Annotated in this window: 19 protein-coding genes and 1 riboswitch; of the genes, 12 read left to right on the top strand and 7 right to left on the bottom strand. The window is 42.4% G+C overall.

The window, feature by feature from the left end; genetic code table 11:
- Positions 1-5: 5 nt before the first annotated feature.
- On the bottom strand, positions 6-1,739 hold the full coding sequence (locus tag MUO14_RS10270; protein WP_244755126.1) for a carbon starvation CstA family protein: 1,734 nt from the start codon (positions 1,737-1,739) through the stop codon (positions 6-8).
- A gap of 281 nt (positions 1,740-2,020) precedes the next feature.
- On the opposite strand from MUO14_RS10270, the gene MUO14_RS10265 reads away from it, so the two are divergent.
- From MUO14_RS10265 to MUO14_RS10250, 4 genes are all read left to right on the top strand, one after another.
- Complete coding sequence (locus MUO14_RS10265) at positions 2,021-2,626, top strand: anthranilate synthase component II (protein ID WP_244755125.1); 606 nt, start codon at positions 2,021-2,023, stop codon at positions 2,624-2,626.
- A complete protein-coding gene (gene pabB, locus MUO14_RS10260) occupies positions 2,623-4,365 on the top strand; it encodes an aminodeoxychorismate synthase component I (RefSeq protein ID WP_244755124.1) in 1,743 nt (580 codons plus the stop codon). Before MUO14_RS10265 ends, pabB begins: the two co-directional genes overlap by 4 nt.
- Before the next feature lie 14 nt (positions 4,366-4,379).
- Positions 4,380-4,751, top strand: a complete 372-nt coding sequence (locus MUO14_RS10255) for a thiol-disulfide oxidoreductase DCC family protein (protein WP_244755123.1) — start codon at positions 4,380-4,382, stop codon at positions 4,749-4,751.
- 108 nt (positions 4,752-4,859) lie between these two features.
- A complete protein-coding gene (locus MUO14_RS10250) occupies positions 4,860-5,690 on the top strand; it encodes an STAS domain-containing protein (protein WP_244755122.1) in 831 nt (276 codons plus the stop codon).
- A 214-nt stretch (positions 5,691-5,904) separates the two neighbouring features.
- On the opposite strand, the gene MUO14_RS10245 is transcribed toward MUO14_RS10250, so the two are convergent.
- Positions 5,905-6,906: an NADP-dependent oxidoreductase gene (locus MUO14_RS10245; protein ID WP_396265819.1), complete on the bottom strand. Its 1,002-nt coding sequence runs from the start codon at positions 6,904-6,906 to the stop codon at positions 5,905-5,907.
- A 116-nt stretch (positions 6,907-7,022) separates the two neighbouring features.
- Between MUO14_RS10245 and MUO14_RS10240 the strand changes: the two genes are divergently transcribed.
- From MUO14_RS10240 to MUO14_RS10215, 6 genes are all read left to right on the top strand, one after another.
- Complete coding sequence (locus MUO14_RS10240) at positions 7,023-7,769, top strand: GNAT family N-acetyltransferase (RefSeq protein ID WP_244755120.1); 747 nt, start codon at positions 7,023-7,025, stop codon at positions 7,767-7,769.
- A gap of 278 nt (positions 7,770-8,047) precedes the next feature.
- On the top strand, positions 8,048-8,821 hold the full coding sequence (locus MUO14_RS10235; protein ID WP_244755119.1) for a DUF4037 domain-containing protein: 774 nt from the start codon (positions 8,048-8,050) through the stop codon (positions 8,819-8,821).
- Between the two features lie 58 nt (positions 8,822-8,879).
- Positions 8,880-8,983: riboswitch (TPP riboswitch) on the top strand.
- Between the two features lie 91 nt (positions 8,984-9,074).
- Positions 9,075-9,677 carry a Ykof family thiamine-binding protein gene (locus MUO14_RS10230; protein WP_244755118.1) on the top strand — a complete coding sequence of 201 codons (603 nt, stop codon included), beginning with the start codon at positions 9,075-9,077 and terminating at the stop codon, positions 9,675-9,677.
- 6 nt (positions 9,678-9,683) lie between these two features.
- Positions 9,684-10,262, top strand: a complete 579-nt coding sequence (locus MUO14_RS10225; RefSeq protein ID WP_244755545.1) for an ECF transporter S component — start codon at positions 9,684-9,686, stop codon at positions 10,260-10,262.
- On the top strand, positions 10,259-11,914 hold the full coding sequence (locus MUO14_RS10220) for an ABC transporter ATP-binding protein (RefSeq protein ID WP_244755117.1): 1,656 nt from the start codon (positions 10,259-10,261) through the stop codon (positions 11,912-11,914). The genes MUO14_RS10225 and MUO14_RS10220 overlap by 4 nt, the downstream gene beginning before the upstream one ends.
- Positions 11,901-12,680: an energy-coupling factor transporter transmembrane component T family protein gene (locus tag MUO14_RS10215; RefSeq protein ID WP_244755116.1), complete on the top strand. Its 780-nt coding sequence runs from the start codon at positions 11,901-11,903 to the stop codon at positions 12,678-12,680. Before MUO14_RS10220 ends, MUO14_RS10215 begins: the two co-directional genes overlap by 14 nt.
- Positions 12,681-12,717: 37 nt before the next feature.
- On the opposite strand, the gene MUO14_RS10210 is transcribed toward MUO14_RS10215, so the two are convergent.
- Both MUO14_RS10210 and exaC read right to left on the bottom strand, forming a co-directional pair.
- Positions 12,718-13,086, bottom strand: a complete 369-nt coding sequence (locus MUO14_RS10210; RefSeq protein WP_244755543.1) for a DUF779 domain-containing protein — start codon at positions 13,084-13,086, stop codon at positions 12,718-12,720.
- A 93-nt stretch (positions 13,087-13,179) separates the two neighbouring features.
- Positions 13,180-14,700: an acetaldehyde dehydrogenase ExaC gene (gene exaC / locus MUO14_RS10205; RefSeq protein WP_244755115.1), complete on the bottom strand. Its 1,521-nt coding sequence runs from the start codon at positions 14,698-14,700 to the stop codon at positions 13,180-13,182.
- A 274-nt stretch (positions 14,701-14,974) separates the two neighbouring features.
- Between exaC and MUO14_RS10200 the strand changes: the two genes are divergently transcribed.
- On the top strand, positions 14,975-15,850 hold the full coding sequence (locus MUO14_RS10200) for a 5'-3' exonuclease (protein WP_244755114.1): 876 nt from the start codon (positions 14,975-14,977) through the stop codon (positions 15,848-15,850).
- 38 nt (positions 15,851-15,888) lie between these two features.
- Here the strand turns inward: MUO14_RS10200 and MUO14_RS10195 are convergent, their stop codons facing one another.
- The 3 genes from MUO14_RS10195 to MUO14_RS10185 form a co-directional block, all read right to left on the bottom strand.
- A complete protein-coding gene (locus MUO14_RS10195; protein WP_244755113.1) occupies positions 15,889-16,521 on the bottom strand; it encodes an SDR family oxidoreductase in 633 nt (210 codons plus the stop codon).
- A gap of 67 nt (positions 16,522-16,588) precedes the next feature.
- Positions 16,589-17,533: a PD-(D/E)XK nuclease family protein gene (locus tag MUO14_RS10190; RefSeq protein WP_244755112.1), complete on the bottom strand. Its 945-nt coding sequence runs from the start codon at positions 17,531-17,533 to the stop codon at positions 16,589-16,591.
- 26 nt (positions 17,534-17,559) lie between these two features.
- Positions 17,560-17,871, bottom strand: a complete 312-nt coding sequence (locus tag MUO14_RS10185; RefSeq protein ID WP_244755111.1) for an MGMT family protein — start codon at positions 17,869-17,871, stop codon at positions 17,560-17,562.
- A gap of 99 nt (positions 17,872-17,970) precedes the next feature.
- Between MUO14_RS10185 and thiD the strand changes: the two genes are divergently transcribed.
- Positions 17,971-18,768, top strand: a complete 798-nt coding sequence (gene thiD, locus MUO14_RS10180; RefSeq protein ID WP_244755110.1) for a bifunctional hydroxymethylpyrimidine kinase/phosphomethylpyrimidine kinase — start codon at positions 17,971-17,973, stop codon at positions 18,766-18,768.
- Positions 18,769-18,812: the final 44 nt, after the last annotated feature.

The raw sequence follows: 18,812 nt of genomic DNA, 5'->3' as shown, positions 1-18,812 counted from the left end.
ACATTTTAAGCAATTTTTTCTATATCGTCACCTTTTCCTTTGAGAAGGACTGAAGCGGCTGTAAGTAAGATCCAAATGGTAAAGACAAGGATAATTGCTCCAAAGCTGAACAGAAGCCAATCACTTCCGGCTGCCCATGGGGCCCATTCCGTGAGCACCTGGTCAATCATTGCCCATAGCGTCATAAACATAAGGAATAACATAGGTATGAGCGTTGGCCAATAGTTTCGGCCTAGTCTCTTCAGCCAAATAGAGATCAACAGTAAACTAATTCCCGCTAAGAGCTGGTTTGATGTACCGAAAAGCGGCCAAAGCAGGTAACCACCAGATCCAAATCCTTTCGGCCCTTGTGGAATTAAGGTCAAAGCAGCACTTGAAACAACAGCGGCTGTGGTAGCTACATGGACTTTTGTTAATGGTTGAATGTTATATTCAACACCTAATTCTGAGATGATGTAGCGCATGAGTCGAACGGATGAATCAAGGGTCGTAGCAGCAAAGCTCACGATGATAACCGAAACAATCGTTGATGCAACGCTTGCAGGTATACCAAGCCCTGTGGCTAACTGTGCGGCTCCCTGGATGAATACAGTAAGTCCAGCGCCGCTTGCCGCCGTAAAACTGCTGTACGTTGCAGAAAATTCACCTGCAGTGGGGAAAAAGGTGATGACGGCAATGATAGCGATTAAGGCTAAAGCTCCTTCCCCGACAGCTCCTAAATATCCTACAAAACGGGCTTCTGACTCGTTATTCAATTGCTTGGAAGTCGTTCCGGATGAGACCAATCCGTGGAACCCGGAAATCGCTCCACAGGCAATAGTTATAAATAGGAGCGGGAACCATGAGGTGTCCGCCTGCCCATTACTTACAGGGGCAGTTACTTCTGGGTTCGTAAACAGAAGACCTAAATAAAGTAATCCTAAACCGACTAACAACTGATGTGAGTTGATATAATCGCGAGGCTGCAGGAGTTTCCATACGGGCAGGGTAGATGCGATGTACACATACACCATTAGAACAACGATCCATACAAAGAACGCCATTGAAGTGGCATTAGCACCTAGGAATGTTGCCCCTTCACCACCAAAGTATTTGACTAAATCAATTTGTAAAATAGGGACATAGCTTGCCACAATCGCCGCCAAGTACATGACTGCAAGTGCAATGACAGAGGGCAGCAACATATTGCCTTTTTTCTTATACACCCTGTATCCAATCCAAATAGCCAAAGGAATTTGAATAAATACCGATACGACACTTGCTGGGAACGAGATGAATAAATTTGCAATTACCCAGGCGAATACAGCGTTTACCATTAATACCAATAGTAAAATGATGAATAAAAACAGTTTTTTTGCGCGCTCTCCGATCAACTTGCTTGCTAACGTACCCATGGATTGACCTTTATTTCTAACGGATAGGACGAGTGTTCCAAAGTCATGGACGCCTGCTGCAAATACTGTTCCGAGCAGAACCCAGAGAATGGCTGGCAGCCAGCCCCAGTAGACTGCAATGGCTGGCCCGACAATAGGAGCCGCTCCAGCAACAGATGTAAAATGGTGTCCCCAAAGTACAAATTTATTGGTAGGTACGAAATCGACCCCATCCTTGTACTTATGGGCAGGTGTTACGTAATTAGGATCCAAGCGATAAATTTTCTCAGCGATGAACTTTGAATAGTACTTATAACCTAATGCAAATATAATAATACCGGCTATGGCAAGCCAAATACCACTCATGAAAATCCCTCCTCAATTTTGTACGAGCACAATATGTATACGCTTACACCCCATAAATATTATACTACTAACGTATTCTTGCTTTCAACATAATTGACTGATTTATCAAAAAATTACTGCAACCACGTTACTTTTGAGATCTTCCCAAAAAATAAAGTTGTGGGTCAAACATCACATTATAACAATATTCGGTAAAATCCATGTGTTTCGTGAATTTAAGATGGTGAACATATATAATTGGAGAGGGATCGATTTAGACTGAATTGAAGGAGTTCTTTTTTGTGATTGTCATGATAGATAACTATGATTCATTTACTTATAACCTATTCCAATACTTTAAACAATTGGATGAAGACGTGACCGTTTTTCGGAATGATCAGGTGACGATAGCTGAAATAGAAGGTTTAGATGCAGAATTAATTGTCATTTCACCAGGCCCTGGTCATCCTGCTGATACAGGGATTTGTCGTGAGGTTCTAAGCCACTTTTTCCGCACCACACCGATTCTTGGAATTTGTCTTGGTCACCAAATGATCGTGGAGTTTTTTGGAGGGAAAATAGAAAAAGGAGTACGCCCGGTGCACGGTAAAGTGAGCGCCGTCACACATGATGGGAAATCTGTTTTTCATAAGCTCCCTTGTTCTTTGAAAGTGACAAGGTATCATTCCCTTCAAACACCAGCAGAAGAATTGCCATTAATGCTTGAAATTAGTTCTATGACTGAGGATTCTGTCGTTATGGGGGTCCGTCACCATATCTATCCTGTTGAAGGAATCCAATTCCACCCAGAGTCTATTTTGACAGAGTGCGGATTTCAAATGCTTGAGAACGCTTATAAACAAGCTTTAGCCTTTCGTGAAAAAAGGGAGAAAGGAGTGATGATATGACACAGCCACATTTGTTTTTTGAATTTGCAGATCAAAATGGCAACAAACAGCCAATGTGGTTTACTGAGCCTCATTTTATAATTAAAGCAGACAGTTTAGAAGAGGTCGCTAGTGCTTTTACTCAAGTAGAGGAGGCTTTAGAAAAGGGATTTTACATTGCAGGATGTGTTTCTTATGAAGCAGCTCCAGCTTTTGACTCTGCTTTTAATGTGAACCAAAAAGGGGAGTGGCCGCTCGTTTGGTTTGGAGTTTTTACTAAGCCTCAATATGAAGGTGTAACCTCTTCGTCACACTCGTATTCGCTCACTCCTTGGGAACTTGGTACCACGTATGAAGAATACCAAGAAGGAATAGAGCAGATTAAGGCTGCTATTGAGCGTGGAGATACTTATCAAGTGAACTACACTGCAAGACTACAAGCTGCCTTTAGTGGTGATACCTTTTCCTTTTACAAACAATTAGTTTCCAACCAACAATCATCTTACAGTGCTTACATGTCATTAGGAAATGAACAATATATTTTATCGGCTTCGCCTGAACTTTTCTTTCGTAAAAATGGTTCAAATCTTGTGACAAGGCCGATGAAAGGAACTGCAAGGAGAGGAAGGACATTAGCAGAGGACGAAAATTATAAAAAAGCACTGAGTTTATCAGATAAAGATCAAGCTGAAAACTTAATGATTGTTGATTTGCTTAGAAATGACGTCGGGAGGCTGGCACTGCCAGGAACGGTTAAGGTGCCGGAGCTATTTGCTATCGAAACTTACCCCACCGTCCATCAAATGACTTCAACAGTAGAAGCACAATTACCCGAAAACACGCCGATGTATGAAATCTTTCGTTCTTTGTTTCCATGTGGGTCAATTACAGGTGCTCCCAAAGTGCGAACGATGGAGTATATCGCTAGTCTTGAAAAAACGCCAAGGGATGTATATTGTGGTGCTATAGGATATATGACACCGAATGAAGAGGCTGTGTTTAATGTCCCCATTCGAACCGTTTTGCTTAACCAAGGACAGGCTGTGTACGGAACGGGCGGCGGTATAACGTGGGATTCGACAACAAACGGTGAATACGAGGAGCTTCAAACGAAAGCAAAGTTGTTAACAGAAGCAAGGCCCGCCTTTAAGCTTCTTGAAACAATGCAGCTTAAAGATGGAGCTTATCCGCTATTGAAGCGCCACATCGAGCGAATCGACCAATCGGCACATTATTTTAATTTTTCATTCGATAAAGAAGCTGTAGTGGCGATGCTGGAACAGAATGCACTAAATCATCCTCAAGGGTTACATCGAGTCCGAATGCTCAGTGACCAACAGGGGCAGGTTAAAATAGAGACAATCGCAGTGACACCAACCCCTAAAGAAGCCTATGGTGCACTAGCTCATTCACCAATTGACCCTAACGACCCTTTTCTCTTTCATAAGACAACACATCGTCGCGTCTATGATAAACACCAGCACGAAGCAGACGGAGAAAGCTATGCGGTCTTATTATGGAACGATGAGGGAGAGCTTACAGAATTTACAATAGCGAATTTAGTTGTAAAAGAGAGAGGGGAGTACTTGACTCCACCGATTTCAAGCGGCTTGCTTGGAGGAACCTTGAGGGGAGAATTAGTGGAACAAGGGAGAGTAAAAGAGCGTGTCCTCTATAAAAGTGATCTCGCCTCCTTTGAAGAAATTTGGATGGTCAATGGACTGCGAGGATGGATCAAGGTACAGATGGGCAGTAATTGAAAGGAGAGGAAAAAATGAAGCATATTGTTTTTTATGATGCAAAATGTCCTTTTTGCTTTAATGTAAAACGTGTAATGCGTAAATTCGATTGGTGTAAACAAATGAAGTGGGTATCGATCCAGGAGGTTGAAAAAAAGCACGGAAAATATCCATATTTAGAAGGTCGAAATACGCGTGATGAAATTCATATGCTCACAAGACAAGGTGAATTGAAGGCAGGATTTCAAACGATTCGCCGGCTATTAATTCTTTTGCCGCCGTTTGCCTTTATTGGATTGTTGTTATATTTACCCGGAATGGAACGGATTGGGTCACCTTTATACAAATGGTTCTCGAATCACCGTTATCAATGGTTCGGGCAATACGATCAACCCAGGTATAAATAAGGTCATGATTAAATGATATTCGATTACGAATATTTTTAAATTATTTTACAAATGCTTCATGCTTTAATTATCATAGATACATAAAGCATAAAAGGAGATTCATATACTATGAAAGAAGAGTTAGCTTATATTGGTGAAAAAATTGTCGAGCAGCGTCATGAACTCGCTAATAGAATTCAATCCAAAGAAGGACAAGGATTTGAACGAAATCTTGCCCTAGCAAATGTGAGCCGTGAACAAGTTGAGGGCTGGAGGGCGACATTATTTCAACACTTAGGTGAAGCCTTATATGGGGACTATGAAACGATTGAGTCTCAAATAGAAGAATGGGCCATTCAGACTGGCGACGTGACATCAAAGTATGACGTGCCTCTAAATGAGATTATTCCTACACTTGGTTATTGCAGAACGGTGATTTGGGATATGTTTGAAAAAGAATTAGCGGAAGACCACTTTGCTGCGCAAACAATTTTACACATAGGTAAGCTAATCGACCCGTTACTAGATAAGGTTATGCACCAGCTTAGCCAAGTCTATAATAGGTATCATAGTGAAAAATGGCAAAAAGCCCAGGAGAAACTGATGGAGTTATCTGTACCTGTGGTCCCCATCACAAATGGGGTAGCTGTATTGCCAATTGTTGGTAGCATAGATACAGAGCGGGCTCAGTTGATTATAGAAACTTCCCTAGAGAAGAGTACGAAACTTCAGCTGCAATACCTTCTTATTGATATCTCAGGAGTTCCAACCATTGATACGGTTGTGGCTCACTATATTTTTCAAGTCACCCATTCCTTGCAGCTCGTTGGGGTCGAGACGGTATTAACAGGGATTCGACCCGAAATCGCCCGTTCCGTTGTTGAAATGGGAATGAAATTTAGCAAAGTTAAAACACGAGCCAATTTGCATCAAGCTTTAAATGAGATTGGAGTGGGGTGAACTACCTTTCAAAATTGAAGACGAAAAGTGGGATATAAAACAAACGCAAGTACACCTATTGAACCTGCGTTTGTTTTATAGTTAGGTCGAATCTATGATTTTTAAAAAGGGTAGAATAGAATCTTTTTAATTTGGACAGAATCCTCACATCACAAATGCGCAATTTATGAACTGAGATCAAAATTCAGCCTTTTTATAACGCTCCCGTTCCAAATTATCGCGGATCGGCTATTTTAACTAATTGTTTTCCTGTATTGCTTCCTTTGAATAGACCAAAGAAGGCATCTGGAATATTTTCGAAGCCTTCATGAATCGTTTCTTCATAAGTAAGTTTCCCGTCTTTAAGCCATTTAGAAAGATGGTCAAACCCTTCCTTATAACGCACCTGATAATCTCCAACAACGAATCCCTTGATTGTAGCGCTTGATTTTATCAAATGCATTTGGATTCGTGGGCCCTGATCATTTGGTACATTGTAAGAAGCAATAGCGCCACATTGTGTAATACGCGCAAATTTATTTAACAAAGGATAAACACGATCAGCAATTTCTCCACCTACGTTATCAAAATAAATATCTACTCCACTAGGACAGGCATCTTGAAGAGCCGCAGCAACATTCTGCGTTTTATAATTAATTGCCGCGTCAGCTCCCAACTCATTTGTAAGATAACTTGTTTTTTCATCACTACCTGCGATGCCCACAACCCGGCAGCCAAAGATTTTCCCGATTTGCACAACCGTTGAACCAACAGCACCGGCAGCTCCAGAAACGACGAGAGTTTCTCCTTCTTTTGGTTTCCCGATATCAATAAGGCCAAAATAGGCGGTAAGTCCAGGCATCCCGAGAATTCCTAATGATGTAGTGACCGAGCCAAGGGTTGGATCCACTTTTCGAACTGAATCAGCGGATATAACCGTTTTTTCCCTCCAAGGAATAGAGCCTGTTACAATATCTCCTGTTGTGAATGGCTCTGCTTTTGACTCCTTTACTTGAGCGACAACTCCTCCTGAAATCGGTTCATTTAATTGAAAAGGTGCAACATATGACTTTGTATTATTCATGCGTCCCCTCATATAAGGATCAACGGAGACATATAACAACTCCACTGACAACTCGCCCTCTTGAGGCTTTGGTAATTCAGCATCTGTGATACTTAAGTGTTCATGAGTCGGGACAGTTTCTGGCCTTTTAACTAGTTGAATTTCTCGATTCACAATCCTCACTCCTTCCATTATTTACATCTCCTATTGTATCGCAACTATGGATCTAGATGAAAAAGAAAAGGCTGGACGTTAGAATATAAGGTGAGTACATGGCAAGGAGGCTACTTATGAAAGAATGTGATTTTGATAAGTTCAAGCTATATGAAAAAGTGAAATTTGTGGAGGGAGAGAAATTTACTACAGTTGAAGAAACGACTCAGCTATCACAAGAGGAATTTCTTCGATTGATAGCGTATTTAGAAAAGGACGAACGTTTAAAAAAAGCTGGCACTCTATCCATTCTAGTTCCATCCTCTCATCATACTGATAAATTAAATACAAAACTGGTTGAAGCCGGATTTGTCTTGGATGATATGACTGTCATTGTGAAAAGGGATTTATCAGATCTGAGTTTAACGGAATCAGAATCTTATAGATTGATTCCCATGAAACCGGGGATGGAGGACACATTTAAACATGTATGGGCTCAGGCTATGACAAATTCATTGAACGGGTCATCCAATTTGACGATCGATGACCAGTTAAAAAGTGTAGAAAAAGAGCTTGGTCCTAATTTTAGACGTACATGTCTAATCGCCTATGAAGGAGAACAGCCTATTGGTGTGGTCATGCCGCATATTGAACCTGGGACGATAGCAGAGGGTAGATTATTTTACTTTGGTCTTATCCCTGAAGCACGCGGAAAAGGGAAGAGTAAGGTGTTGCACCGCCAGGCTTTAGCTATATTGCGTCAAAAGTTTGATGCGGCCTATTATGTTGGTTCAACGAGCTATCACAACACCCCTATGTTAAAGCTTTTTGCCCACAATGGTTGTGTGGAGATCGATCGAAGTAAAGTGTTTAGTAGGTCTTAGATAAACTTTTTGAAATGGTAATAAGCCTGGATTACAAAATTATCAAATAATTTATCGCTTCATTCACTGTTTTTTGGTAAAGTTAAGAAAATCATGTCTTTGCTTATTAAAAGATCGTGAAAGGTGAAACAAGAGGGGCATTGATTCGTACATGTAGGTGAACGTCTATTTAGGGAGAAATTAGTTTACATTCGTAGAAAAGAATTTTTTCATTAATCTATCGTGTTGTTTCTCATCCTTTTATAATCATTTAAAGAACAGGCGGTGGTTGATAGGCTATGGATTTAAAGACATTGGCAACAAAAGTGGCAAGCGTGTATGAACAAAATGCTAAGGTGGAGGCTGTTTATATCGCGGGTTCTGTTGCGAGGGGCTGGGAGGATCACTATTCCGATATAGAACTAAATGTGTTGTGGTCCGAGGGGCCGACAGACCAAGAACGTCTTTCTGTTATTGAACAGGTGGAAGGGCAGCTGCTGAATTTCTACGCTTATGAAGACGGAGAATGGTCAGAAACATATCAAGTGGATGATGTTAAATTTGAAATCAGTAGCTTTTTAACAGAAACCATTCGTAAGGTTGTCCAACGTGTAACGAAAGAGTATGATATCGAATTAGATAGTCAATGTTTGATCGCTTCGATTCATTATGGAGAAGCTGTTTCAGGTACAGAGATAATGGATGGGTTGAAAGCCAAAGTCCAAGTGTACCCTGAACAATTGAGTCATGCGATGATTGATGCCCATTCCGACCTTGGAAGCAGGTGGGGAAATCGTCACGCTCTGGTAGAACGGGAAGATTGGCTGATGCTTTATTCCGTTATGACTTCTGTTCAGCATAAGATGATGGGGATCTTATTTGGACTCAACTGCATGTATGTCAATCATCCGGCATTCAAATGGCAGCGGCAAACGTTAAGCCTGATGAATATCAAGCCGGAAAATATTATTGAGCGGCTGGAACGTGTATTTTTATCCAACCCAAAACAGGGACTTGATGAGCTTGAGAAGATTGTGCAGGAAATGGACGAGCTCGTTAAGGAAAAGGAATAAGCTTTACAAAACAGGAACCTTCCATTACGATGAAATTGTACAAAAACTGCATATATCTAACGAACACTAGGGGAGCTGCAGATGCGGCTGAGAGGAAATGGATTCCGACCCTTATAACCCGAACTAGATAATACTAGCGTGGGGAAGTGGAGTCGATCGTAAAATAGCAATGGTGTACAACATATACTTACGTTCGTAACTGCATTCCCCCGGGATGCAGTTTTTTTGTGTTTAATAAAAGGAGGATAAAATGATGAGTCAAGCTTGTGAATCAACAAATCGTATTGCTGGAAGTTCATTTTCAATTTATCCGATGACCGATCGTTTTGTCGAGATTATTAAGTCATCACTTAAGGAGGTCGACACTTCCAGGGTATGGATGAAGGCCGACGACGTAACAACAACGGTTAGAGGACAAATGATCCATGTATTTGATGTAACCAGAGCCATGTTTTTACAGGCAGCAAAAACGGGAGAACATGTTGTTTTCCAATCAACCTATTCAATTGGCTGTCCCGGTGATTCAGCAGGCGATGTTTATATGGCAGAGGATAACGCTCCATTGAACAGATCGGAAAGTAAGCCGGTCGATCAGGAAGTTGCCGCTAAGTTTTCACTTTACCCAATGGGCGGCGGAGACTACATGGATGTAATTTATAGCCAAATTGAAGAGATGAAGAAGCAAGGAGTCGAGGTCAGTGAAGCCCACTATTCGACACGTTTGGATGGGGATGGAAATAAGGTTTTTGAAGGCCTTGAGCAGGTGTTCCAACAAACGGAGAAGCAAGGATCCTCTCACACTGTTATGACAGTAACAATGTCTGCGAACAGTCCGTCAACAAAGGGAGGGGAGTAGATGAGTCTGAAAAATTGGAAGTTAAAAGAAATCGTTGTCATGTCAGTGCTTTCCGTTGTGTTTGCCGTTGTTTATTTAGCTTTTCTCCCAGTTGGAAAATTGCTGGCCGGCCTATTTGGACCAATTGGCTATGACCTAATCTTCGGAATTTGGTTTATCGTCTCTATCATAGCTGCTTATATTATTCGAAAAAAGGGAGCAGCCTTTTTATCAGAAACGATTGCGGCAACAGTTGAAATGCTGCTCGGAAATGCCATGGGACCGGTCTTAATTTTGACAGGGATCATCCAGGGTTTAGGAGCAGAGGCAGCTTTCACAGTAACGAGGTATAAGACATATAACTTGCCTGTATTAATGTTAGCTGGTGCGGGAGCAGCCCTATTCAGTTTTGTCTGGGGATACTTTCGCTCAGGGTATGCCGCCTTTGGGACTGGTTACGTGGTCAGCATGCTCGTTGTCCGCATAATTAGTGGTGCCCTCATCTCTGGTTTGTTAGGGAAGACCATAAGTGACGCACTAGCAAAAACAGGCGTGCTCACAGGTTTTGCATTAGGAAAAGAACAACGAAGGAAGAAAGCCGCATGAAATTAATAGAGGTGAACCAACTGCATGTTCGATTTGAGGAAGAAGAGAACGATGTCCTGTCAAATGTGAGTTTCTCAATGGATGAAGGGGAAAGTCTTCTTTTGTCAGGCCCAAGCGGATGTGGGAAAAGTACGTTGACGTATGGGCTGAATGGCATTCACCCTCGTGAGCTGGACGGGACGATGACAGGAGATATTCAGTTTAGAGGACATCCTGTAGAAAACTATCCTCCAGGGGAAATGAGTCAGCATGCCGGCGTTGTTTTTCAAGATCCAGAAAGTCAATTTTGTATGATAACGGTCGAGGATGAAGTGGCATTCGGCTTAGAAAATATCGGTACACCTGTTGAGCAAATATCTGGGCTGATTGATCAAGCTTTGCTTCTAGTTGGTTTAGAAGGTATAAAACTTAGGGCGATAAGCACGTTATCTGGCGGACAGAAGCAAAAACTTGCTTTGGCCTGTGTGCTTGCCATGGAGCCCGAGCTGTTAATTCTTGATGAACCAACCGCTAATCTTGATCCGAAAGCTACCCGTGACTTTATTGAAACGATCGAAAAGCTCCAAAAGGATAAGGGCTTTGCTCTCATTGTTATTGAACATCAGCTGGATGGCTGGGTTTCTTTTATCGAACGGGGTGTGATGATGGATCGTAGCGGAAGAATTTTTTATGATGGCCCGATCAGGCAAGGGATCTCTATTCATAAACATACATTACAGGAGCAAGGGATTTGGATGCCAGCTATCACTGAATACGTTATCGAAAAAGGATGGATGAACCAATTTGATCATTTGCCGCTAACTGTAGATGATTTTCTCGACGAATGGATAGGGAAGCGGGAAGAAGTAGGAGGCTCCTCCGCTACCAGGGTCGATCGTTCCTCTATACCCATTCTTGAACTAACATCTATATCCTGGATGAAGAGCGACAGAAAGATCATTGATGATGTGTCCCTTGAGGTAAGAGAGGGAGAATTCATAGCTATAGCAGGGGCAAACGGAAGCGGCAAAACTTCCCTGTCTAGAATAATGTCAGGCATTCAAAAGCCGGGCATGGGCAAAGTGTCCTTTTCCGGAAAATCGTTATACTCTTGGAAAGAAATCGATTTACGGCAGCATCTGGGCTACGTCTTCCAAAATCCTGAGCATCAATTAATTACTGACACCGTTTATGATGAAGTTGCCTTTAGTCTCAGGATTCAACAAATGGGGGAAGCGGAAATGGATAAACAGGTAAGGGATATTCTTAGCACATGCCAGCTTGACGGGTTAGCCCATCGACATCCATACACATTAAGCCAAGGCCAAAAGCGGAGATTGAGTGTGGCAACAATGATTGTTGATCATCAAGAGCTGCTCATTTTAGATGAACCTACGTTTGGTCAGGATGCCAAATCCACCAAACAGCTTATGGATTTGTTAGATATGAGATGCAGTAATGGCTCAACGATTGTGATGATCACCCACGATATGGAACTTGTTGACCGTTTTGCTGACAGAGTTCTTGTGATTAACGAGGGGCAAATTGTTGCAGATCAACATCCACATAGGCTCTGGGAAAATAGTAATTTAGCGGATTGGCAGCTCGACTATCCTGTTCGTGTGAAACTCAAGCATTTGATTGAAAGGGAGGGGTTATATGCTCCTTCATAGACTTAACCCAAGTATAAAGGCTTTAACCGTTATTGCAGCAGTGATCGGACTTGCCCTGATTTTTGATCCGATCACCCCATTGTTATTTAGCATTTTGACAGTAGCTTGTACCTTTATTTTTGGAAAAGTAAAAGTGAAGTATTATCTCATGTTTTTAATCCCGTTCACGATTATTTCGTTTGGGATGCTGTGGACCACAATTGTCTTTGCTGATGCACCGGACCATCCTAATCAAATTGTCCATTTGCTATTGTGGGAAGTACCCAAGGAAGATGTCATTGTTGCTCTTTCTCTCGCTTTGAGAATGTTCGCATTTGCGACCTTGTCGCTAATGTTTATTTTTACAACGGATATGGTTGGCTTTATCTTAAGCCTGATGCAGCAATGTAAATTATCTCCAAAACTAGCTTATGGGGTCCTAGCGGGTTATCGCTTTTTACCTTTAATGAAAGAGGAGTTTCAGCATATTCAAGAGGCCCATCAAGTGAGGGGAGTGAAACGGGGAAAAACGGTGAAGGAATCGTTTAAGCAATATAAACGGTTCGTTATTCCTTTATTAGCTGGTGCGATCCGAAAAGCCGAGAGAACAGCTGTGGCGATGGAATCTAAAGGGTTTACTGGCAGTAGAGAGCGGAGTTTCTATCGGGTTTTTACCGTGAAAGGAGTAGACTGGATCTTTTTCATCATTACGCTTGCTTCCCTAATCGTGATTGCTTACATTTCCTACCTACTAGGGTATTTCAGATGGTATCAAGGTCAATTTTAATTAAAACCCCCCCTGCCATGGTCGGCAGGGGTAAGATTTACACCAATCCCGTGCTTTTAAGTTCTTTATATTCCTCGTCAGAAAAGGCACGGGAGCGTGTTAAGAATCGTCTTCCCTCCACACCTTCTAAGGAAAACATTCCACCGCGTCCGTCCACTACATCAATAATGAGCTGGGTATGCTTCCAGTAATCATATTGCCTCTTGTGAATATAAAAGGGTGTCTCGCCAATTTTTCCAAGCAAAACGTCCTGGGCCCCTGTGATAAGGTCGCCTTCTGGATAGCACATGGGAGAACTCCCATCACAGCAGCCGCCGGATTGATGGAACATAAGCGGACCATGTTTATCTTTAAGTAAATGAATCAATTGAAGGGCTTCATCGGTAGCTGTTACACGATCGACCATCATTGGTCACCTCCTCTCTAGGATTAAAGAAAGGCTGGTGTCTAGCTCCCACTCCAAAGGTTAGACTATCGATTCGCCTCTACTTTTCCTATATTAAAAGAAGCCTAGTTTTTGAGCGCTGTAACTTACGAGCATGTTTTTCGTTTGCTGATAGTGACTGAGCATCATCTTATGGTTCTCACGGCCGACACCAGACATCTTATATCCGCCAAAGGCTGCATGAGCAGGGTAAGCGTGGTAGCAATTCGTCCATACGCGGCCGGCTTCAATGCCGCGGCCGAAGCGGTAGGCTGTATTGATGTCACGTGACCAAACACCTGCACCAAGACCATAAAGAGTATCATTAGCAATCTCCATGGCCTCCTCATGGTCTTTAAATGTGGTCACAGCAAGAACAGGACCAAAGATTTCCTCTTGGAAAATCCTCATCTTATTATTTCCCCTAAACATCGTTGGCTGAACATAGTACCCTTCAGCAAAGTCGCCATCAAGCGTGTTACGTTCCCCGCCGATGAGGCATTCCGCCCCCTCATCTTTACCAATATCCAGATAGGAAAGAATTTTATCAAGCTGTTCGGACGATGCCTGCGCGCCCATCATGACTTCTGGATCTAGGGGGTTACCGGTTTTAATCGCTTTTACTCGTTCGGTTACTTTTTCTATGAATTTATCATAAATAGACTCCTGAACGAGTGCACGTGAAGGGCAGGTGCATACTTCTCCCTGGTTTAAGGCAAACATAACCATCCCTTCAATAGCTTTATCAAGGAAATCATCATCCTTGCTCATTACATCTTCAAAGAAAATGTTCGGGGACTTCCCACCAAGCTCAAGGGTGACAGGTATAATATTTTGTGAAGCATATTGCATAATCATCCGGCCAGTTGTCGTTTCGCCTGTGAAGGCTACCTTATTAATTCTAGGGTTTTGGGCAAGTGGCTTCCCAGCTTCAAGTCCAAAGCCATTGACGACATTGAGTACTCCTGGTGGAAGTAAATCCTCAATCAATTCTAGGAAGTATAAAAAAGAGGCAGGTGTTTGCTCAGCCGGCTTAAGAACGATTGCATTTCCGGCAGCTAGTGCAGGTGCCACCTTCCATGTTGCCATAAGAATGGGGAAGTTCCATGGGATGATTTGTCCGACCACACCTAGAGGCTCATGAAAATGATAGGCAATCGTGTCGTTATCAATTTCGCCAATTGAACCTTCCTGGGCGCGAATCACAGAAGCAAAATAACGGAAATGATCGATGGCTAACGGGATATCTGCATTAAGCGTTTCGCGGACAGCCTTTCCATTTTCCCAAGTTTCCGCAACAGCCAGCTTCTCAAGGTTTTCTTCCATACGGTCAGCGATTCGGTTTAAAATCAACGATCGTTCTGTGACCGACGTTTTACCCCAAGCTTCCTTTGCTTCATGAGCAGCATCAACCGCAAGTTCAATATCTTCTTCTGTAGAGCGGGCCACCTGACAGAACGTTTTTCCTGTTACCGGGGTCACATTATCGAAGTATTGTCCTTTTGTTGGCGGCATCCATTTACCACCGATAAAGTTATCGTAACGTTCTTTGTACTGTACAATTGACCCTTCTGTGTTTGGAAACGCATATACCATGACATCTATACCTCCCATTATTATTCTACTAGCAAACGCTTACAAAATAGCATATGTAACTAGATTACGCTTAATTCGAAATTACCACTATATCAGAATTTTGTCAATTATTAGATAATTGATGCGATTTGATACAGACGAATAGGTTGACGTTGAATTTAGTAGAGACGGAGACTGGGAATAGGAAGATTCCCTCTCCATATATTTCTCCCACAGTCGGCAGCGTATTTTTGTTATAATAGAATTATCTTTATTGAAAAAAGGGGAACGGAAGATGACAACAACCAATCGAATTATGCTTGTTGACGGAATGGCATTACTTTTCCGTGCGTTTTATGCCACGGCAATGAGCAATTATTTTATGATAAATAGCAAAGGTATGCCAACAAATGCTGTTTATGGCATGATGAAGCATTTATTTACAGCGATTGATACGTATCAGCCAACACATGTGGTGTGCTGCTGGGATATGGGAAGCAAAACGTTTCGAAATGATTTGTTCCCAGAATATAAGGCGAATCGTGGGGAAGCACCTGATGAGTTAATCCCGCAATTTGAGCTCGCGAAGGAAGTTGTGGAATCATTGAATATTCCGAACATAGGACAGGCTGGTTTTGAAGCGGACGATTGCATGGGAACATTAAGCCGTCTGTACCGTGAAGATTCACAAGTATTCATTTTTACAGGTGATCAAGACATGCTTCAGTTGCTGCAGCCAAATGTTTCGGTCGTTTTATTGAAAAAGGGATATGGCAACTATGCTGAATATCATGAGGGTTCTTTTTTTGAAGAAAAAGGAATCACTCCTGCACAAATGGTAGATTTAAAGGCATTAATGGGGGATAGCAGTGATAATTATCCGGGTGTACGGGGAATCGGTGAAAAAACAGCCCTAAAACTATTAATCAAGCATCAAACGATCGAAGGAATATTAGATAATATCGATCAATTAACTAAAGGGCAACGTAATAAAATTGAGCAGGACCTTGATATGCTGCACTTATCGAGAAAGCTTGCGCGCATTCATTGTGAAGCGGACGTCAATTGCTCATTGGAGGACGCTCTGTTTTTCATAGATGAAGAGCAAATGGGAAGGAAGTTTGATGAGCTGGAGTTTAAGAATTGGCAAAAGAATATTGTAGGGATATAATAAACAGCCGCTCCAATTGGAGCGGCTGTTTTACTTAATTAAAGGCTTTTTAGCGCGTCTTCGATTTGTGTGTCACCAGAAACCATTTCGAATGTTTTATGATAGGCATTTGGTTCTTCGAGCGCTGAGATCATCGTCTTAGCAACGTCCGCTCTCGGGATAGTATCACGATCTACCTTCTTACCGACTTTAATTTTACTAGTACCTTCTTCATCTGTTAAACCACCAGGGCGAACAATCGTGTAGTCTAACTCTGTTCCTTGCAAATACTCATCTGCTTCAAGCTTCATTTGAAGATAGTGCTCCATTGGGCCTGATCCCTGACTAGGGTCATCTGCTGAAATCGCACTCAGCATAACGAATTTTTTAATACCTAGATTTTCTGTTGCTTTAATCAGGTTGATGGCACCGTCACGATCAACCGCTGTTGTTTGATCTGACCCAGTACTTGAGCCAGAGCCAGCTGCAAAGATGACAGCATCCATTCCTTTAACAGTATGACCTACATCTTTCGTTAAATCGGCTAAGACGGGGATGCCGCCTAATCCTTCAATCTTTGTTTTCTGTTCTTCTTTACGGACCATACCATATGCTTCATGGCCATCTTCTTTCAAATACTGTATGAGTAAACGTCCTGTTGTACCATTTGCTCCTGCTACTAGTACTTTCATAACTTTTTGAACATCTCCTTCTGTAAATTCTACATTAAGTTTATCCGTTTCGTTGGCCGTTCAAACATTATTTGCTTGCAGGAAAGCAAAGTTCCTGATAGTTACAGCGTGCACATATCCGTGGATCTTCCTGCATCGGGAACTGCTCAATTGGAAGAGGTTGATTTTGTTCGCTGTCTAAAAGATGATTTTTCATTTGATCGATACTAATCTGATAGAGACGCTGGACATTTATCAAATCGTGTTCACTGAGCTTATGCTCAACGTTAGTACCTTCTAATAAGTACTCATTGCGAATGATGATATCATCGAGTGATTCAATGCTATGCTTTTGCTGTAAATACAGAGCATAAAGAGCCAGCTGATTACGATCTTCATCCGAGGATTTACCTGTTTTCCAATCGACAATGACCCACTTATTTTGTTGCAAATCCTTGTAAACTAAATCCATTACCACAAAGATTTTCGTGCCATCTACCTTCAAATATCTGAACTTCTCAGATTCTATAAACTGCATATTTTGCTGATTAAGAACATCTGCAAATGATTGGCTGGCATAAAAGTTTTTCACCGTCGTGTACAGGCGGTCCGTGATTTTTGTAATCTTTGACGATGGGAGTGTATTCGTCTGGCTATAGTAAATCTCGTGAAGCATCGTATAATGCTTCGGGCGGCTGTGCCACAGATGTTCCTTACGAGTTGATTCAACGAACCCGCGATTCAAATGATGACGAATCTCATCAACGACAGCTTCCTCGCTAGGAATCTCTTTACCACCTAGCACATTTTGAATAATTTGATAGATTAGGTCATGCACAACACTGCCGAAATGCATCTCAAGATTCGTAATTTTCTTTAAGCGATAAGCCTGCCGGGCCAGCGAATCCCCATTCGTCAACCAACCATTATGGGAAACATAATAATCATAAGCATACTTCCGTAAACACGTCAGCATCGTCTTATGCCGCGACAACGACCAAGACAACTCCGGAAAACGCCTCACCTCAAACATCCCAATCCCCTCCTCAGGTCATCCATTCATTTCCTTTCATCGTTATACTGATATGTATCTAAGTCCACATGTTTATTTATGACGACAACTCCTTCACTCTCAAGTGACAACTGCTGCTCTATCGCCGCCGTCTCATCATTCAAAGCGATTTCCCCCTTAGCATTGATCACCCGATGCCATGGCAGTTGATATTTCCTGCTCATTGAATGAAGAACACGCACAACCTGTCTCGCCGCACGAGGACTCCCCGCCTGGCGCGCTATCTGTCCATATGTCATCACATATCCCTCGGGAATCTCCATGATAATCGCTATCACTTTTTCTGTAAAAGGTTTCACACACAGCCCACCTCCTAAAACCATCTATAACAAATAGCCTCATCTATGTAAGAATGTTACAATTCAACTATAAGAATCGATAATAGCGGAGGCCTAATCATGAGTATACCACGAACACTAACCATCGCAGGATCAGCAGCCCAAGGAAGCGCAGGTATCCAAGCCGACCTGAAAACCTTTCAAGAACTAGACGTCTATGGCATGAGCGCAATCACCGCCATCGTCGCCAACAACTCAACAACAGAGCAAGGCATTTTCACACAACAAATCGAAGCTATCGAAGCACAGATCCACGCATCCCTCGAGCATGTTGGGCCAGATGCGCTAAAAACCGGCATGCTTTTTACCGAGCCGATCATTAAACGAACAAGCGAGCTTATCCAGGACTCTTCGGTAAAAGGGATTGTAGTTGATCCCGTTATGATTGGGAAAATGGGATCACAGCTTCTCCAAGATGAGGCAATCGAAACGCTAATCAGTCATCTGCTGCCAATCGCAACCATCATCACACCCAACCTTCAAGAAGCGGCACGAATATTGGACGAACCTGTGCCACAATCCCCGGAGGAGATGGAAGCTGCCGCCCGCAAGCTCCATCAGCTAGGGTCAAATTATGTACTTATCAAAGGTGGTTCACTTAAAAACCATGCTGCCGTTGATATTCTTTATGACGGGAATACAGTGAAGCGCTTTGAGTCTGAACGTGTTAACACGATCCATACAAGTGGAGCAGGGTGTACCTACTCAGCAGCTATCACCGCTGAACTTGCCAAAGGAAAATCGGTAGAAGAAGCCGTTGGAACGGCAAAAGCGTTCGTAACAAACGCCATCCAACACGCTCTCTCCTTCAACCGAGGCATTGGCTCAACCAACCACGCCGCCCACCGAACATCCTAAGAATATTAATAAAGTAAAAAAATCCCACCTCAGATCATCCAAAA

The sequence above is a fragment of the Halobacillus shinanisalinarum genome (assembly GCF_022919835.1).
GTDB lineage: Bacteria > Bacillota > Bacilli > Bacillales > Halobacillaceae > Halobacillus_A > Halobacillus_A shinanisalinarum.
Note: the sequence above shows the minus strand (reverse complement) of the source record. Positions and strands in the feature narration are given on the sequence as shown.

Bases quoted from the DNA above. Each gene is read 5' to 3' on its own strand.
- MUO14_RS10270 (WP_244755126.1), bottom strand. From the start codon at position 1,739: ATGAGTGGTATTTGGCTTGCCATAGCCGGTATTATTATATTTGCATTA.
- pabB (WP_244755124.1), top strand. From the start codon at position 2,623: ATGACACAGCCACATTTGTTTTTTGAATTTGCAGATCAAAATGGCAAC.
- MUO14_RS10255 (WP_244755123.1), top strand. From the start codon at position 4,380: ATGAAGCATATTGTTTTTTATGATGCAAAATGTCCTTTTTGCTTTAAT.
- MUO14_RS10250 (WP_244755122.1), top strand. From the start codon at position 4,860: ATGAAAGAAGAGTTAGCTTATATTGGTGAAAAAATTGTCGAGCAGCGT.
- MUO14_RS10240 (WP_244755120.1), top strand. From the start codon at position 7,023: ATGAAAGAATGTGATTTTGATAAGTTCAAGCTATATGAAAAAGTGAAA.
- MUO14_RS10235 (WP_244755119.1), top strand. From the start codon at position 8,048: ATGGATTTAAAGACATTGGCAACAAAAGTGGCAAGCGTGTATGAACAA.
- MUO14_RS10230 (WP_244755118.1), top strand. From the start codon at position 9,075: ATGAGTCAAGCTTGTGAATCAACAAATCGTATTGCTGGAAGTTCATTT.
- MUO14_RS10220 (WP_244755117.1), top strand. From the start codon at position 10,259: ATGAAATTAATAGAGGTGAACCAACTGCATGTTCGATTTGAGGAAGAA.
- MUO14_RS10215 (WP_244755116.1), top strand. From the start codon at position 11,901: ATGCTCCTTCATAGACTTAACCCAAGTATAAAGGCTTTAACCGTTATT.
- MUO14_RS10210 (WP_244755543.1), bottom strand. From the start codon at position 13,086: ATGGTCGATCGTGTAACAGCTACCGATGAAGCCCTTCAATTGATTCAT.
- exaC (WP_244755115.1), bottom strand. From the start codon at position 14,700: ATGGTATATGCGTTTCCAAACACAGAAGGGTCAATTGTACAGTACAAA.
- MUO14_RS10200 (WP_244755114.1), top strand. From the start codon at position 14,975: ATGACAACAACCAATCGAATTATGCTTGTTGACGGAATGGCATTACTT.
- MUO14_RS10195 (WP_244755113.1), bottom strand. From the start codon at position 16,521: ATGAAAGTACTAGTAGCAGGAGCAAATGGTACAACAGGACGTTTACTC.
- MUO14_RS10190 (WP_244755112.1), bottom strand. From the start codon at position 17,533: ATGTTTGAGGTGAGGCGTTTTCCGGAGTTGTCTTGGTCGTTGTCGCGG.
- thiD (WP_244755110.1), top strand. From the start codon at position 17,971: ATGAGTATACCACGAACACTAACCATCGCAGGATCAGCAGCCCAAGGA.